Below are 15,463 nucleotides of genomic sequence, written 5' to 3'. Positions count from 1 at the left end.
TGAGATGAAGATCAACTTAGTGATTTATATTGACACCATTGAATTTAAAAGAATATGGAGGAAAAACAAATGAAATTCCCAAATGATGCGGATGGAGAGGCATTGCAAAGTTTATTTAAAGATGGAGTGAATTTTAAGTTAGACAATGTAAGTAAAACCATATGGTGGTTATTTTGATGGTTGGGGCGTTTTTGAGAGCAGGGATGCATTCTAGTGACACTATCTTATGTAAAAACGGAAGGCTAAACAATAAATGGATGTTTGAAAAGGAAGCCGAACAGTGACTGTCACTGTTCGCCTAAACTTCTCAATGAAATTTTAGTGGCACTTATCATTATAGAATGAAATGTAAAAACCCCCTTATGTTTCAAATTTATGAGGGGGTTATAAGTAATTTGAAAAAATTGTTTTTATTAAAAATTATGAAAGCACTTCTGCTGCAATTAGTCTATAAGATTCCATGCGGTCCTTCGGAGAGTGAGTAATCGTCACCAACATGATTTCATCCGCCTTAAATTCAGCTTGTAACTGATAAAGTTTCTTACCGACCTCTTGCGGATCGCCCACAATCATATTTTGTTTCATTTGCACTAATTTTTCTCTTTCTTTTTCATTAAGTTCATAATTCTTAGCTTCTTCGATAGAAGGAACATATTTGCCTTCACCTTTATCTTTTTGAATGGCCCAAATAAGTGAACTCAACGCAATTTCTTCTGCTTTTTCCGTAGTTTCTGCACATATCACGGAAACTGTTAACAATACTTGAGGAAATGGACCGTGTTTCTTTGGTTCAAAGGCATCTATATATTGTTCAATGATAGCGGCTCCGTTATTTTCGCTCATAAACTGACCAAATGCATAAGCCAAACCATTTTTAGCTGCAAGTAAAGCACTTTTTTTACTTGTGCCAAGGATCCACGGCATTGGTGGCACTTGTGGCATTGGCGAGGCCGTGATTTTTGAAAACTCATGATCTTCAGGAAAATCATCATGGAGAAAATGAAGCAGTTCTTCCACTAAATTTGGCATTTTCCATACCTGTTGTAAAAAGTTATCTGATAAAGCATTAGTGGCTTCAGCAGAACCGCCGGGTGCACGGCCAATGCCGATATCGATGCGATTCGGAAACAATGTAGCCAGCATATTGTAAACCTCTGCCACTTTATAGGGTTTATAATGAGGCAATAGGACAGCCCCGGAGCCGATCCGGATCTGTTTTGTATGGACTCCAATATAACTAAGCATCACTTCAGGGGAAGAGCAGGCAAGTCCAGGAAGATCATGATGTTCGGCAATCCAATACCGCGAATACCCTAGCGCTTCACCAGCTTGCGCTAGCTTCACAGATTCATTCAACGCATCACTAGCAGTTTGATCAGAAGAGATGGGTGACTGATCTAATATACTTAATTTCACTAATCCATGCCTTCTTTCTTAATTTTTCACTTCGTGCAATGATAATGTAAAATCTCCAACCTGTTCTTTTTCATATAAGTTTGTAATTGAAGTGGAATATTGCTGAATTTTTCCTCTAAACGCTAAACCTCTTTCAGGAACTTTTACATCAAAGACGCCTTCGTATAACAGTGTCGTAATGTCATGATATTTCTCACTCGTCACTTTGAAAATAATAATAATATTATGTAAACCATCGTCAGCCTCTTCTTTATAATGGTCTACATGAATCGATGTATCATTTAAGATTATTTCTTTTACCATAAAAATCATCCCCTTATGAAGTTTGTATGAAAAATAATAGCATTGTTCCAATAGTGGAGCAAATCAAACGGACTATAATAATCAGTTCCAAGTATTTAGTTAATGTATGTTAAAAAAGATGAATTTAAAAAACTAAATAAAAATAGTATAAATTTTACTGTTGACATTTTTAACTGTAACGATTAAATTTACAGTATAGAAACTGTATTTATTTTTATTACATTTAATAAAGAAGCGATAACTCAGCAGTTTAATAATAACTGTGAGGTTTTATCGCCTAATTTCGGGGTAAATACCAAATAACCAAGTAGGTATTGTACCGTATATTTTCCAACAAATATTTAGGAGAGTGAGTAAGGATGGTAACTCTTTATACAACCCCTAGCTGTACATCTTGTCGAAAAGCGAAAGCTTGGCTTGAGGAACATTCCATTGACTATATCGAAAGAAATATTTTAGCCAATCCGCTAACAGTCGAAGAGATTAAATCGATTTTTCGCTTAACAGAAGAGGGGACTAGCGAAATTATTTCAACTAATTCAAAAACTTTTCAGGAATTATATATAGATATTGAATCTCTTTCACTTAATGAACTCTATACCTTAATAATGGAGAATCCTAAAATGGTACGCCGGCCAATTATCCAGGATGAAAAAAGATTACAGGTGGGCTATAACGAGGACGAAATTCGTAGTTTTCTGCCTCGAAAGGTTCGCACATACTTGTACAACGAATTGCAAAAAGCGGCAAATTAATGGTTTTTTAAAGGAGGAAAAAGGAATGATCGAAGTATTCGTAACTGTTAATTATAAAGAAAAAAATTACAACACCAATGTTATTGTGAAAAAAGATACAGCATGGGAAAACATTCAACGGTTAGCCGAGGAACAAGTCAAAAAACAATGGGATATTTAAACTAATCACTAACCTTGAAAACCCTAATGATTGACAAGATAATCTGTAATGTATACTATTACAGTACGTCATTAATATTGAAAAGATGCACACAATAGTATTAAGGTATGTGTCGTTTCATTTCTTAGGAGGCAAGAACATGAATAGTAATTTTACCCTTGCCATTCATAGTTTGACTTATCTTGCGCTACAGCCGGACCGGATGTCAACAAGTGAGGCTATTTCAGAAAGTGCCGGCGTCCATCCAGTACGGATTCGAAAAGTGCTGAGTTTGTTAAAAAAACATGAATTTATTAAATCCAAAGAGGGAACTGGCGGAGGATTTATTTTTGCGCTTGATCTAAATAAAGTTAACCTTTGGGATATATATAAGATTACTTCAGAAGGTGCTCTCCAGCCTAAGTGTCCTGAATCGAATCATGAGTGTATTGTCGGTGCCAATATGCAAAGTGTTTTATGCAGCATTTTCTTAGGTGCGGAAGAACATCTGGGTGAATATTTAAAGGATTATACCATGAAAGAGGTTGTCAATCTCGTTAGTAAGCGGCTTTGACCGCAGATCTCTTTAATTGAAATGTAATAAAAAAAATTACAGATTTACCTAGTGAGTATATCTGATTGGATGAAACTAAGAATAAATAAAGAAGGTGAGACGTATGTTGTCCAATAATACCATCTTACAACCAGGCGACTGGATCAAGGGAGAATCATGGGACGGGGAATTAATCATTGGTTATATTGAATCACTGTCACCTAATATTCCTGAAGGATTAGTAAAAGTAACGGTTGTAAATAGCGACAATAATGACAAGATTGGAAAAACAATCCCAGTTTTAAGCAAACGGGTTAAACGACTTCCGGTTACGAATGTGACAAACAAGGTACAAATAGAATTTCTCATAGACTTGGCCTTATCAACAGGGGATAAGGAATGGTTTAAGGAACTTTCTTCCGAGTTAAACGCAATGAAACAGCTTGTTAATGAAATGGAATAACACTTCTTTATATAAAATGGGCAGACAATGGCAGACAATAAAATCATTAAAATACAAAAACTGTGCTTTCAATGGGAACGGAAGATCCGTTCCAATACCCACTTTTCAGTTCACGATACCCTGAAAAGTGGGTGAAGTACATTGAACTTATGGTAGAAGGTTATACACTACCTAAAATCGCTAAACGCCTCAAAATCCACATTTCCACTGCCTTTTATTGGAGGCATAAAATCTTGAACGCATTAGGAAGTCTTGGTTTTAATCAATTACAAGGTATCATTGAAAGTGACGAAACCTTTTTTCGTGAGTCTATGAAAGGTCGAGTAATCACCCATAGAAAAGCCAAGAAACGTGGAGAAAAAGACAAGAAAAGAGGTATCTCAAAACTTAAAATTGCTGTTGTGGTGGCACAAGACTGTAATGGCAATATGATTGCTCGTAAAGCAGGAACAGGGCGTGTTAAAGCCGAAGAAATCGACAATGTGTTAGGTGAGTATATTCACTCGTCTGCCTTGTTATGCACAGATACAGCCATCAACTACAAGAAATTTGCCAAAATCAAAGGCTTATAACACGAAACGGTCAATGAACGTCAAAAACAACGTGTGAAAAAAGGCAAATACCACATTCAACAAGTTAATAATTCTCATAATCGTTTGAAAGGATGGATGGAGCGTTTTAAAGGGGTTGCTACGCCATATTTGGATAACTACCTCTACTGGTTTCAATGGCTTGAATTGGGTAAAAACCTATCTTTTGGAAATCGAGTCGAACAAATGCTTATTTCGGCTTGCCAAAAATCAAATAGCATAACTGTCAATATATTGAGGGGCAAAACTGCTTAAAAAATCCATAGAATGCTTTTTCGATTTGCAATATTAATTTATTCTTATAGAAGCCAAAAAAAGACATATAGAATTTCTCCTATACGCCCTTATTCTTTGTAGGGATTCACTCCAAAGTTCAGAAAAGATTCTCCTCTAAGGTCATTGGATTGACCTAAATACCATTGAAACATTACTTCATATTGATATTGTTTTACTTGTTCAGGTACATCTATTTCAATGTCACTCTCTGCCAAATGGTAAGCAATATTTTCGCCTGTTGTGATATTGTGTAGGATAACCCGATTGGGTTTATTTTTAAAATTTTTCCAAGAAATTTCAATTATATCCCCTTTATTGACATTGGTTATAGGAATAGAAGATGGATTGTGTTTTGTTTGGCTACAATCTTCATTCCAACAAAAACTATCATATGTATGTTCCATATTATTACCATTTAAAGTGATGGTAGGAACTGGTGCTGACTTACCTTCTAAATATGGTGCATTATTTAGACTTTTTAAAGTAAAGAAAGTAAATATAACAATTAATACCACTATGACAAGTATCCCCGCAAATATAAATGATTTTTTCACGTTTATCACTCCCTCCTCATTTCGAATTATACATTAACCAAATATCTTTTATTATGAAATTTTTAACAAAACATTAAATAATCCTTTTATTTTAACAAGAGTGTTTTATTCACAAAAACAACAAAGTTTACGAAAACAGCCCAATGAATTAAATAATTTAAGTAAAACCACATGGTGGCTATTCCGACGGTTGGGGTGTTTTTGTAGATTAGAGAGAAGAGGGATGGCTGTTGTGACATAACCAATAAATGGATGTATGTAAAAATGGCGAACAGTGCCTGTCACTGTTCGCATTGTTGTCACGCTTGTGGAAAATGGCTGCGGCATTGTTCTATCTAAATCAGCTCTGACCGGATTGGCTCTAATGCTAGCGGAAGAGCTACATTTTATAACTGTTGGTTTTCCCCGCAATCATTCATTAAATACTTTATACACGACCGGATCGTATTGAGGTTCAGGGTGTTCATCTCTACTTAATGAAGTGCCGTTTCATCAATTGAAGCAGTGCTTTTTTTCGTCCTATGGAATTACTGTCTTATCAGAAACTTCATATTTGTATGAAATGGGACAAAATATGTATGAATATATTTATGACATGCTACTTAGAATTGGAGGAGTTAGTATGTCTAAAGTTATAAGTATTATTAACCTCAAAGGAGGTGTAGGCAAGACTACACTTACCGTAGGATTGGCTGAGTTCTTAGTTGTTGAAAAGCAGTATAAAGTCTTAGTCATTGATTTGGACCCACAAACAAACTCGACGGTCTCCTTGATAGGAGAAGATGAATGGGCATTGAGGAACAATTCTAATAGAACATTGTTCCATTTATTTAAAGACAAGATAGATGATACCAGCGATTTTTACTTAGATAGCTCCGTTGTACAAGGATGTTCTAACCTTTATGGAGGATTGTCAAATTTGCATTTATTGCCATCAAGTTTGGACTTCGTTCAAATTCAGGATCGTTTAATTAATATTGGTCAAACTGCTTTAATTCGTCCGATCGATGTACTAAAACGGTCTGTAAATGACTACATAAAAAATTATGATTACGTCTTGATTGATTGTCCTCCGAATTTAGGACTTGTCACACAAAATGGATTAAATATAAGTGATTATTACCTAATACCCACTATTCCTGATCATTTATCGACTTACGGAATCCCACAAATAATATCCAGTGTTAATAGTTTTAATAGAAGAACAGAATCAAACGTTCAAGCTCTTGGCATTATTGTTTCCATGTATCGTTCCAATGTTACTAGGCACCAAACTACCTTAATGAAAATGCAAACAAAAGCAGCTGCTGGAGAGCTACCAAGGCTGTTTGAAACCAGAATTCCTCTTGCATCCAAAGCGGCTGATGCGACTCATTTTGAGGCAGAAGGGGTAAATACAATAAAACAAAAATATGGTTCATCTGGGTCCCCTTTATTTGAAGCATTTTCACAAATAACAGAGGAGTTTTGTCAATATGTTTGATTATTATAATCCAAATATTAGGAAGCAAATCGCAACTATATTTATAGCAATTGCCAAAAAGATCGAAGAAGATGACGAATTCGCAAAAAGTATACTCGGCTGTTTAGACGAAAGATCAAATGACATAAAAAATGCTCAGAAAAAGAAAAAGTCTTCACAGACCATCTCAAAAACCTACGGTATGAATATTTTTGAAATGTATCAAAAGGATGGCCCTCATGGCCTATTAGAATTTCTCGAACCCTTAGATTTGAAAGATTTGAAAAGTATAGTTGTGGAAAATGGTCTAGACCCAGCGCAGAAGGTAAGAAGATGGAGATTAAAAGAAAAGATAATCAAACATATAGTGGAAACAATAGGTAAACAGATGTCAAAAGGAGAAGTATTTTTCAAGCAATAGGCAGTTCCGTAAAACTTTCTATTGAGGATTTTGGTGGAAGGATGAAGGTTTAAATACTTAAATTGAAAGGATAATAATATTATGTAAACAATCGTATGAACACTTTCATAAAGATGAGGTGGTAAATTGATAAAGATTTTAATAGGAATAACGTCTTTAATATTTATAATTATTGGTATGTTACACGTTTTTTGGGCATTTGGTGGAAGTTGGAGAGTAAATACGGCTCTTCCAACTAAAGATGACAGTGAATTACCAGTTTTACGACCAAGAATGTTAGGCCCACTTTTTATCGGATTACTTTGCTTTTTTGCATCTGTACTTCTAATAGTTCAATTAGATTTGTTAGCAGCCATCAAATCCTCCCCTCTTTCAAAATGGCTTTGTATAGCTGGAGGAATTGTTTTCTTGTTACGTGCTATTGGTGAAGGGATATATGTAGGTTTTTTCAAGAAAATCAAACATACTAGATTTGCAAAACAAGATACCGCCTTCTATTCACCTCTTTGTGTGTGGATTAGTCTCATTTTTTTTTCTAGCATCATTTATATGAGGTTTCGACAATCTACATATGGATGAGCGAACTTTCAAGTGGTAAAATACATTTTCAACGTATAACGAACAAATGGCGAAATTCAACAATAAAAGCAATGGAAAATCAATTCCATTGTTTTTTCTATTGCTATTTTTATGTTAAAAACTATAATTATATTTTGGAAATATTTACTAATAATAATAGGGAATGGCGGAAAGTGACTGTCACTTTTCGCCATTTTCATGGCTAAAAACAATCAGATCGGTCCCTATGGTCCAATGGAAAAATATAGTTGACAAAACTTGCGGCTAAGGAATATATTGTAATTAACAATTAACAAAATGTTAATTAAAGAGGTGATTAATTAATGAAAGCAACCAATAAATTTACAACACCAGATGGCTATACCAGTGACATTGCTGTCTTTACTATCACATCAGAGATGATTGGTGAGTATAAGCCGCCGCTTAAAACATTGAAAATCATGCTGATTAAACGTAGTGAACACGATCATGAAGGCAATCCAAGCGTCGAAGCAGGTAAGTGGGCATTGCCAGGTGGATTTGTCCGCACAGGTGAAACTGCTTTTCAAGCAGCGGAACGCCGGCTTTTAGAGGAAACAGGTGTCGGTGGATTACGGATTAAACATTTTGGTATCTATGATGAGCCCAATCGTGATAGTAGGGGGTGGATCATCTCCAATGCACATTATGTGATTGCAAAGGAATCTGCCTTAAACATTCGTAAAACAACCTATGATTCTACGGAAATTAGGCTATTTTCAATGGAAGAAGCACTAGAACTCGAACTTGGGTTTGACCATCGTAAAATAATTGATGATGCCATTTGGTTTATTCGCAAGGATATGGCGCTAACCACATTGGCGAAGCATTTTCTACCGGAAGAGTTTGTCCTTTCTGAATTACAAGGGGTGTTATTAACCGTTTTAGATGACCCATCGATCTCGACAGATGCCGCTTTTTTCAGGAAAGCCCCAACACTACCATTTATTGAAGCGGTATCGGAAAACGGCAAGCCGAAAAAATCCAATCGTTATTCGAAAACACCTGCTCAGCTTTACCGTTTTAATGAGAAACAACCGATTGTTTCAGTGTATCGAAATAAACTACAAGGCTAAGGGAGAGAGGGAAATGGGGATATTTAAAAATTGGTCACGATTTGAAATCATTTGGCTGCTTACCTTCACTTTGGTTAACATTTATTTATTCTTTGCATGGGAAGACTCACTCATCGGCCTAATTTCATCAATAACTGGCATGCTGTGCGTGGTGTTAGTAGCAAAGGGGAAAATATCTAACTATTACTTTGGGATCATTCAAACAGGAACCTATGCTTATATTGCCTACGGTTATGGTTTGTACGGAGAGGTGATGCTCAATGCGCTGTTTTACTTCCCAGTGCAATTTATCGGGATATATCTGTGGAAAAAGAACAAAACCGATTATGGAGTGAAAGGCGAAGATGTAATAGTTAAGAGCCTTACGAAAAAGGGATGGCTATATACCATATTATTGATGCTAATTCTTATCGTGGGATATGGATTCTTCTTAAAATTCCTCGGCGGTAAAATTGTTTGGACGGATTCAGCCACAAATGTATTATCGATTGCAGCACAAATATTGATGTTAAAACGCTATACAGAACAATGGCTATTATGGATCTCTGTAAACATCCTATCCATTTTCCTATGGGTAACTGCTCTCATTACGCAAGGTGGTAATGACTTTTCCATGTTAGTCATGTGGTCCGCATTCCTAGTAAATAGCGTGTACGGGTATATCAATTGGAGAAAGTTATCGATCAAACAAGTGCAGGAGGCGGCGTAAATGACAGTTGGTTTTATCGGAGGAAAGTTCCTTCCACTACATCTTGGCCATGTGTATGCCATAACCTATGCCTCATCTATGGTGGATGAACTGTACGTTATTTTATCACATAGCGAATTACGAGACAGTGAGCTCTGCCTGGATACAAAAATGGATTATATTCCAGCTAACATTCGATTGCGCTGGCTTTCCCAATTATCAAAAGATATGCCGAATGTAAAAGTAATAGCCATTGAAGATGATCAAGGTAATGACAACTACAACTGGGCAGAAGGTGCTCACCTCATAAAAGAGAAAATTGGAAAGCCGATTGATTACGTTTTTAGTTCAGAAAGGGAATATAATGATATTTTTAAAGTGTTATATCCAACTTCCAAACACAGACTGATTGACCCGATGCGTACGCATGTGAACATTTCGGCTACTGCCATTCGAAATGAGGGCGTCTATAATCATTGGGAGTTTATCCCTACTTTTGTTAGACCTTATTTTGTAAAAAAAATCGTAGTGGTTGGTACAGAAAGCTGCGGGAAATCAACCCTAACGAGAAACCTCGCGAAAATTTACAATACAACTTACGTTTCAGAATATGGCCGAACCTTATGTGAAGAATTAGGTGGCTGCGAAGGTATTTTGGTTGAGGAAGATTATCAAAAGATTGCCTATGGTCATAAGATGGAAGAATTTAAGGCCATTGAACAGGCATATAAGCTGGTTTTTATTGATACAGAAGCCATCGTTACCCAATTTTATTCAAACCTTTACAATTTTAATCATCAACCGGTGCTTGATGAAATTGCCAAATTACAAGATTACGATCTTTGGTTATTCCTTGAACCAGATGTGAAATGGGTGGATGATGGGTTAAGAGTACATGGAGAGGAAACGACCAGGGACAATAACAATCTTCACTTAAAGGTATTATTAAAGAAGCATAACATTGATTACTATGTATTAAGTGGAAGCTATGAAAATAGATTAGAAGGTGCAATGGAGTTGATTGAAAAGTTACTATTGGTTGCTCCGTGATCAATCTCTTTAACTTTAGCAGGGATACTCTCGAAATTACAAAAAGAAAGGCTCTGTATCATTCATTGTTGATTTTGGTGTAGGTATGAGAATTCATAAGCGGAGGAATTCCGTCTATTGTATATAGTGGAGGCTAAATAAGCAGTAATAAGCGGAGAAATTCCGCTTAACTGCTCTAAATAAGGACGAAATCCAACGATTTGGATTATATTAACGGAAAAAATACCCTTATTTTTAAGGAAATAAGGGTATTTCCCGAAATAAGCGGAATTCTTCCGTTTATTTTTCAAACACTTTGAAATTCACATTCAGTTATACAGAGCCAAAAGAAAAAAGGCGAACAATAGCTGTCAATGTTCGCCTTTCTTTTATAATCCTAATATCTCGGCCAACCTCGATTGATCAAATCCTAAAACAACTTCCTCACTGTCTCCGTCTTTGATTATAGTTGCTGGAGTAGCCGCTGCACCCAGTGCAATAATTTCTTGGAGATATTCATCGTTTTTGCGAATGTCTCTTTCTTCAAATTCAATTCCATTTTCTTTGAACCATAATTTTTCCGCATGGCAAGGCGGGCATGTTTCTTGCGTATAAATTATCACTTTTTTCATTTTGTTATTACCTCCATTTCATTATGGTTATTGTATCATGGGAAAGGAAATTTGGTGTTCAAGTAGAACTCTACTCGATTACTATTTATTAAATTCCCATTTATTTGTTTCCCTAAAGGAAAATAATGTTAAAATATAATTACCACTTTTTGAGGGGAATGGTTTTTAGTGTTGAGATTTATTGATGACATAGTAGGAGCTTTATCTGATTTTGTTAAATTTATAATAAGGTCGATTAGCTATTTACTTACAGGAATGATAATTGTGTCAATTCCAATGTATCTAGTAGTTTGGGTATTCGGTTTATTTCATTAACATATCCAATTAATAGGTCTAATAACTAAAAATCAGCCAATTGTTCTTCTTCAGAAATATTGTTGGGAGAAGGGCTTTAGGGACTAATAATAGAAGGTGAATACTATGCTTCTAGTTCAAATTGGGGCAATTATAGTAGCAATATTTATAGGATATACTCTAGCTAGAAGAGAATACATAAAATTTACTGTGGCAGAAAAAGAACAGTTTCGAAAAGAACTTGAGAACCCTATCCAGGTCCTATTTCACGTGCTACATCAAATCGGATATTTTATATTTTTCATAGGTATTGTTTTTAATAATGACCTTTTAAGGTATATTGCATTTTTCTTAATAGGGACCGGTTGGATAATAGATGGAGCAAAGTTATGTAACGTCAATAGAAAACGAGGGATGATTTTGATATTCATTGGGTCTATGGCGTTTCTAACCACTTCATTTTTTGCAATAAGATCCTTTTGGTTTTGATCTTATAAAAAAGTGGTTGTACTTTATAGTTAATTCTCGACCCCAAACACCAATATATACGAAACACTCACAATTGTTGTTTTCTCAATATTTGTGGGTGTTTTTTGTTTTGGGAAAAGGATAGTTTGAATCATGAATCAGAATCTTGGGGAAGGAACTTTGGTGTTTAAATGAAAATCTACTAGATTAACTTTTATATAAATCCCAATTTATAACAGATTTTCTGTATAATAGAATTGTCGAAATATAGTTCCAAACATATGTATAGTGGAGCAATTAAGTCATAGGCGACAAATAACTATCAGTAGGAGTTTTTGAAGATGTTATCAGAACAATCGCAGTCTAGCAAACATCAAAATTCATGGATATTCCAAGGAAATCCTGATGATTTTAAAATAGATCAATATATTAGTGAAAACATTGAAATTTGGTGGTCACTAAATCAACAGCATTTTCTTGACCAAATTTCAGAAGGGGATCTTGTTTATATTTGGCGCTCAGATGGCAAGAAAAAAGGTACAGGTGGAATTATTGCGAGAGGGACCATAAGTGGAGAACCAAGTTTAAGTATTTCTCCAAGTAAATATTGGATAAAACAGCATGAAGATAATGAAAAATTTTTAATTCCAATTACACTAGAACATCATCTGGTTAATGGACATTTTATACGTAGAATGGAACTAAAGGAACATCCTCAACTTAATGAGTTATTAATACTCCGGATGGCTAACAATACAAATTATTTAGTAAAAGAGGAACATGCAAAATTACTTCATAAGCTTTGGGAGAAATATACGAAACTACATACAAAGCAAATGAGAAGAAACGATTTAAAAGATACCGTACGAAATGACTTGGAAGCAGATAAAGCTCAATTTGACTCCTATTATAAAGATGGTGAAATGAAAAGCTACTATGGGAACCGTTATGAAAGGAAAGTAAAGAACCGCTTAAGAGCAATAGAGATACACGGAACTACATGTGCAGTATGTGGGTTTAATTTTGAAGAGGTGTATGGTGAACATGGCAAAGACTTCATTGAAATCCACCATAAAAACCCACTGAGCACATTAGAAGCAGCAACTGAAATTGATCCAAGAACGGACTTAGTACCGGTTTGCTCTAATTGTCACAGGATGTTGCATCGAGACAGGGAACATGTGATAAGTGTGGAGGAACTTAAGAATATCATAAAAAATAGGAGAGACAATAATGAAAGAAATCCAACAAAAAATCTTAGCGTTTCGTGATGAACGAGATTGGAAAAAGTATCATAATGAAAAGGATTTGGCCATTTCAATTTCACTTGAGGCAAATGAGTTGCTTGAAAATTTTCAATGGCGAACAAGTGAAGAAGCAATCTCGGAATCCAGACAAAATATTAAAGAAGAAATGGCTGATATCTTAATATATCTAGTCCAACTAGCTGATAAGTTGGAGATTGATCTTGAAGAGGAAGTTTCAAACAAACTGGTTAAAAACGCGATTAAATATCCAGTCAAAAAAAGTGAGGAAAGAGTTAAATGATTATTTATAATGAGACTTCTTCGAACTTTTTAAACCATATTTATGAAAAAAAAATTGGGTACGTTCTCAAGAAAAACGTTCTGGCCAAAATGAATAAAGTAGTTTCTTTGAGTGAATTAAGGTCTTGGGAAAACTCCCTTCCTCAAATGGCAAAGGTTCTAAGGGATGCAGATTTAAATGATGATACTCATGTACTATTAGAATATAAGCTACCTTCATCTGAAAAAAGAATAGACTTTCTCGTCGCAGGACAAGACGAACAGGGCACGAAAAATGCAGTAATTATTGAGTTAAAACAATGGCAGAAAGCAAAAGTGGCTGAAGGAGATGGTATTGTTCGGACTCACCTTGGCGGAAGGGAACGAGAAACAGTTCATCCAGCATATCAAGCATCTTCATATAAGAGATATCTACAGAATTTTAACGAGTCCCTATACAGTGACTCATCAGCTATTCAACTACACTCATGTGCTTATTTACATAATTATATTATGGCAAGTATCGGGGAGCCGCTTCTGGATAAGCGTTACAGTAGATATTTACAGGAATCTCCAGTTTATTTTCAATTCGGTGACCGCGACTTGGCAAAGAAAATCCGAAAGTTGGTTTCAAAAGGGAATGGAAGGGAAATTGCAGAAAGCATTGAAAATGGAAAAATTAGACCATCAAAAAAGTTGGTTGAAACAGTTGGATCATTAATTAAAGGTAATGAAGAGTTTGTTTTACTTGATGAACAGAAGGTTGCATTTGAAAAAGTAGTCAGTAAATATAACCATTTCAAAGCTCAGACTGACCAAAAACATGTCATTATTATTAAAGGCGGCCCTGGGACAGGGAAATCTGTCATTGGATTAAATTTAATGAGTTATATGTTAAAATCGAAAGCTTATGTGGAGTATATAACACCGAATCAGGCTTTTAGGGAAGTACTTCGTAAAAAGTTAATCGGGTCTTCAGGTCATGTGGAAGTAAGGGATCTTTTTAAAGGTTCTGCTTCTTACGTACACTCACCTGAAAATTATTTTGATGTCCTCATATGTGACGAAGCCCATCGATTAAAAGAGCAAGGACATATGAAAAAGAAGATTGAAGGAGAAAATCAAGTAACACAAATCATTCGATCTTCACGAATAAGTGTATTCTTTATAGACGATCTTCAAAAAATCTCGAAAAAAGATATCGGAAGCGTAAAAGAGGTAGAAAAAGAAGCCGCTAGGTTTGGAGCAGCTATACATACAGTTGAACTTGAATCACAATACCGTTGCTCAGGATCAGGAAATTATATATCCTGGCTGGACAGCCTTCTTAAAAATGACCAAGAACCATTTAAGCTAGAAGGAGATTTTGATTTTAAACTAGTTTCCAGTCCTCAAGAATTAAAGGAGGAAATAGTTGAAAAGCGTGGTGGCAGATTGTTGGCCGGTTACGCATGGGATTGGACAAAAAATCTTGTGGATGGAAAGCTTGTAGATGATGTTGTCATTGAGGAGCATAACTTTGCATTGCCATGGAATGATCCCAATAGAATTGACTGGGCGATTCATACAGAATGTGCAAACCAAATCGGATGTATTCACACCGTTCAAGGTTTAGAAATGGATTATGTTGGTGTGATCATCGGTAAAGACCTGGGATATGACGAAGAAGCTAAAAAACTAATCATAAGAAGAGACGAGTTTAAGGACAAGGGAGCAAAACCAGCAAAGCCGAAAAAAGGGCAGGTTGACCCACTTGTTGAACTTGTTCGGAATACCTATAAAACGTTGATGACTAGAGGAATGAAGGGGTGTTATGTTTATTGTTGTGATAAGGGATTGGTAGGGTATATTCGATTGCATATGTAGTTTATAAATATGAATTGATGAACAATCACGTGCATTAGTAGTAGTAATTGTGCAGGATATAGTAGAAGAAATGAACAATTTATAAGGGAATTGCAAATTCTTGACCGGACATGCGGCTGCATGTTCGGTCTTTTAATCTAATCAAAACTATTTTTACTATAACCACTGAAAAAAATACACTCGGGAGGGAATAGGCTTTTTTGAAAATAGGAGTGATTAAGAGTGTATTATTGCAAATAATGATTTAATTAATAGTTACTAATTAGGAACACTTTGTCAAAAAATCTTATATTTGGAGTAATTTACATTTATCTTCCTGTATTTTTGACTATATTAGACAAATTACTAACTTTTT

The 15,463-nt window shown here is 35.3% G+C and carries 19 protein-coding genes and 1 pseudogene; 16 read left to right on the top strand and 4 right to left on the bottom strand.

Annotation, left to right across the window (positions count from 1 at the left end; all coding sequences use genetic code 11):
- Nucleotides 1-420: 420 nt before the first annotated feature.
- Together RCG25_RS13955 and RCG25_RS13950 are read right to left on the bottom strand one after the other, a co-directional pair.
- Nucleotides 421-1,416, bottom strand: coding sequence for an LLM class flavin-dependent oxidoreductase (locus RCG25_RS13955; protein ID WP_308079422.1), 996 nt, complete (start codon nt 1,414-1,416; stop codon nt 421-423).
- An 18-nt stretch (nt 1,417-1,434) separates the two neighbouring features.
- A complete protein-coding gene (locus RCG25_RS13950; RefSeq protein ID WP_308079421.1) occupies nt 1,435-1,719 on the bottom strand; it encodes a DUF3219 family protein in 285 nt (94 codons plus the stop codon).
- 359 nt (nt 1,720-2,078) lie between these two features.
- On the opposite strand from RCG25_RS13950, the gene spxA reads away from it, so the two are divergent.
- The 5 genes and pseudogenes from spxA to RCG25_RS13925 form a co-directional block, all read left to right on the top strand.
- Complete coding sequence (spxA, locus tag RCG25_RS13945; protein ID WP_308079420.1) at nt 2,079-2,474, top strand: transcriptional regulator SpxA; 396 nt, start codon at nt 2,079-2,081, stop codon at nt 2,472-2,474.
- 25 nt (nt 2,475-2,499) lie between these two features.
- A complete protein-coding gene (locus tag RCG25_RS13940; RefSeq protein WP_308079419.1) occupies nt 2,500-2,634 on the top strand; it encodes a BA3454 family stress response protein in 135 nt (44 codons plus the stop codon).
- A gap of 139 nt (nt 2,635-2,773) precedes the next feature.
- Entirely contained in the window at nt 2,774-3,187 is a 414-nt protein-coding gene (locus RCG25_RS13935) for an RrF2 family transcriptional regulator (RefSeq protein ID WP_308079418.1), read from the top strand.
- 103 nt (nt 3,188-3,290) lie between these two features.
- Nucleotides 3,291-3,629: an IDEAL domain-containing protein gene (locus tag RCG25_RS13930; protein WP_308079417.1), complete on the top strand. Its 339-nt coding sequence runs from the start codon at nt 3,291-3,293 to the stop codon at nt 3,627-3,629.
- Nucleotides 3,630-3,727: 98 nt separating this feature from the next.
- Nucleotides 3,728-4,474 (top strand): annotated as a pseudogene (locus RCG25_RS13925) (IS1595 family transposase); the annotation flags it as partial.
- A gap of 89 nt (nt 4,475-4,563) precedes the next feature.
- Here the strand turns inward: RCG25_RS13925 and RCG25_RS13920 are convergent.
- On the bottom strand, nt 4,564-5,049 hold the full coding sequence (locus tag RCG25_RS13920; protein ID WP_308079416.1) for a hypothetical protein: 486 nt from the start codon (nt 5,047-5,049) through the stop codon (nt 4,564-4,566).
- A gap of 274 nt (nt 5,050-5,323) precedes the next feature.
- Between RCG25_RS13920 and RCG25_RS13915 the strand changes: the two genes are divergently transcribed.
- From RCG25_RS13915 to nadR, 7 genes are all read left to right on the top strand, one after another.
- Complete coding sequence (locus RCG25_RS13915) at nt 5,324-5,500, top strand: formate dehydrogenase accessory sulfurtransferase FdhD (RefSeq protein WP_308079415.1); 177 nt, start codon at nt 5,324-5,326, stop codon at nt 5,498-5,500.
- A 171-nt stretch (nt 5,501-5,671) separates the two neighbouring features.
- Nucleotides 5,672-6,532, top strand: a complete 861-nt coding sequence (locus tag RCG25_RS13910; RefSeq protein WP_308079414.1) for a ParA family protein — start codon at nt 5,672-5,674, stop codon at nt 6,530-6,532.
- The gene (locus RCG25_RS13905) at nt 6,525-6,932 is read left to right on the top strand and encodes a hypothetical protein (RefSeq protein ID WP_308079413.1); all 408 of its coding nucleotides are present in this window, start codon (nt 6,525-6,527) and stop codon (nt 6,930-6,932) included. The genes RCG25_RS13910 and RCG25_RS13905 overlap by 8 nt, the downstream gene beginning before the upstream one ends.
- A 126-nt stretch (nt 6,933-7,058) precedes the next feature.
- Nucleotides 7,059-7,511, top strand: a complete 453-nt coding sequence (locus RCG25_RS13900) for a DUF3995 domain-containing protein (RefSeq protein WP_308079412.1) — start codon at nt 7,059-7,061, stop codon at nt 7,509-7,511.
- Nucleotides 7,512-7,834: 323 nt separating this feature from the next.
- Nucleotides 7,835-8,605, top strand: a complete 771-nt coding sequence (locus RCG25_RS13895) for an NUDIX domain-containing protein (RefSeq protein ID WP_308079411.1) — start codon at nt 7,835-7,837, stop codon at nt 8,603-8,605.
- A 13-nt stretch (nt 8,606-8,618) separates the two neighbouring features.
- The gene (gene pnuC, locus RCG25_RS13890; RefSeq protein WP_308079410.1) at nt 8,619-9,314 is read left to right on the top strand and encodes a nicotinamide riboside transporter PnuC; all 696 of its coding nucleotides are present in this window, start codon (nt 8,619-8,621) and stop codon (nt 9,312-9,314) included.
- Nucleotides 9,315-10,343: a multifunctional transcriptional regulator/nicotinamide-nucleotide adenylyltransferase/ribosylnicotinamide kinase NadR gene (gene nadR, locus RCG25_RS13885; RefSeq protein ID WP_308079409.1), complete on the top strand. Its 1,029-nt coding sequence runs from the start codon at nt 9,315-9,317 to the stop codon at nt 10,341-10,343.
- Between the two features lie 368 nt (nt 10,344-10,711).
- Here the strand turns inward: nadR and RCG25_RS13880 are convergent, their stop codons facing one another.
- Nucleotides 10,712-10,954 (bottom strand): glutaredoxin family protein, encoded by a 243-nt coding sequence (locus RCG25_RS13880; protein ID WP_308079408.1) that lies wholly within the window; start codon nt 10,952-10,954, stop codon nt 10,712-10,714.
- Between the two features lie 420 nt (nt 10,955-11,374).
- On the opposite strand from RCG25_RS13880, the gene RCG25_RS13875 reads away from it, so the two are divergent.
- From RCG25_RS13875 to RCG25_RS13860, 4 genes are all read left to right on the top strand, one after another.
- A complete protein-coding gene (locus RCG25_RS13875) occupies nt 11,375-11,737 on the top strand; it encodes a hypothetical protein (protein ID WP_308079407.1) in 363 nt (120 codons plus the stop codon).
- A gap of 320 nt (nt 11,738-12,057) precedes the next feature.
- Nucleotides 12,058-12,987 carry an EVE domain-containing protein gene (locus tag RCG25_RS13870; RefSeq protein ID WP_308079406.1) on the top strand — a complete coding sequence of 310 codons (930 nt, stop codon included), beginning with the start codon at nt 12,058-12,060 and terminating at the stop codon, nt 12,985-12,987.
- Entirely contained in the window at nt 12,950-13,264 is a 315-nt protein-coding gene (locus tag RCG25_RS13865; protein ID WP_308079405.1) for a nucleotide pyrophosphohydrolase, read from the top strand. The genes RCG25_RS13870 and RCG25_RS13865 overlap by 38 nt, the downstream gene beginning before the upstream one ends.
- The gene (locus RCG25_RS13860) at nt 13,261-15,108 is read left to right on the top strand and encodes a DUF2075 domain-containing protein (protein WP_308079404.1); all 1,848 of its coding nucleotides are present in this window, start codon (nt 13,261-13,263) and stop codon (nt 15,106-15,108) included. Before RCG25_RS13865 ends, RCG25_RS13860 begins: the two co-directional genes overlap by 4 nt.
- Nucleotides 15,109-15,463: the final 355 nt, after the last annotated feature.

The sequence above is a fragment of the Neobacillus sp. PS2-9 genome, from assembly GCF_030915525.1.
Classification (GTDB): Bacteria; Bacillota; Bacilli; order Bacillales; family Cytobacillaceae; genus Neobacillus.
The sequence above is the reverse complement of the archived record's forward strand: the minus strand, read 5'-3'. Positions and strand labels throughout refer to the sequence as shown.

What these genes read in the sequence shown, in the direction of transcription:
- nadR (WP_308079409.1), top strand. Translation starts at nt 9,315, where the DNA reads ATGACAGTTGGTTTTATCGGAGGAAAGTTCCTTCCACTACATCTTGGC.
- RCG25_RS13930 (WP_308079417.1), top strand. Translation starts at nt 3,291, where the DNA reads ATGTTGTCCAATAATACCATCTTACAACCAGGCGACTGGATCAAGGGA.
- RCG25_RS13910 (WP_308079414.1), top strand. Translation starts at nt 5,672, where the DNA reads ATGTCTAAAGTTATAAGTATTATTAACCTCAAAGGAGGTGTAGGCAAG.
- pnuC (WP_308079410.1), top strand. Translation starts at nt 8,619, where the DNA reads ATGGGGATATTTAAAAATTGGTCACGATTTGAAATCATTTGGCTGCTT.
- RCG25_RS13880 (WP_308079408.1), bottom strand. Translation starts at nt 10,954, where the DNA reads ATGAAAAAAGTGATAATTTATACGCAAGAAACATGCCCGCCTTGCCAT.
- RCG25_RS13865 (WP_308079405.1), top strand. Translation starts at nt 12,950, where the DNA reads ATGAAAGAAATCCAACAAAAAATCTTAGCGTTTCGTGATGAACGAGAT.
- RCG25_RS13895 (WP_308079411.1), top strand. Translation starts at nt 7,835, where the DNA reads ATGAAAGCAACCAATAAATTTACAACACCAGATGGCTATACCAGTGAC.
- RCG25_RS13870 (WP_308079406.1), top strand. Translation starts at nt 12,058, where the DNA reads ATGTTATCAGAACAATCGCAGTCTAGCAAACATCAAAATTCATGGATA.
- RCG25_RS13875 (WP_308079407.1), top strand. Translation starts at nt 11,375, where the DNA reads ATGCTTCTAGTTCAAATTGGGGCAATTATAGTAGCAATATTTATAGGA.
- RCG25_RS13860 (WP_308079404.1), top strand. Translation starts at nt 13,261, where the DNA reads ATGATTATTTATAATGAGACTTCTTCGAACTTTTTAAACCATATTTAT.
- RCG25_RS13905 (WP_308079413.1), top strand. Translation starts at nt 6,525, where the DNA reads ATGTTTGATTATTATAATCCAAATATTAGGAAGCAAATCGCAACTATA.
- RCG25_RS13950 (WP_308079421.1), bottom strand. Translation starts at nt 1,719, where the DNA reads ATGGTAAAAGAAATAATCTTAAATGATACATCGATTCATGTAGACCAT.
- spxA (WP_308079420.1), top strand. Translation starts at nt 2,079, where the DNA reads ATGGTAACTCTTTATACAACCCCTAGCTGTACATCTTGTCGAAAAGCG.
- RCG25_RS13935 (WP_308079418.1), top strand. Translation starts at nt 2,774, where the DNA reads ATGAATAGTAATTTTACCCTTGCCATTCATAGTTTGACTTATCTTGCG.
- RCG25_RS13940 (WP_308079419.1), top strand. Translation starts at nt 2,500, where the DNA reads ATGATCGAAGTATTCGTAACTGTTAATTATAAAGAAAAAAATTACAAC.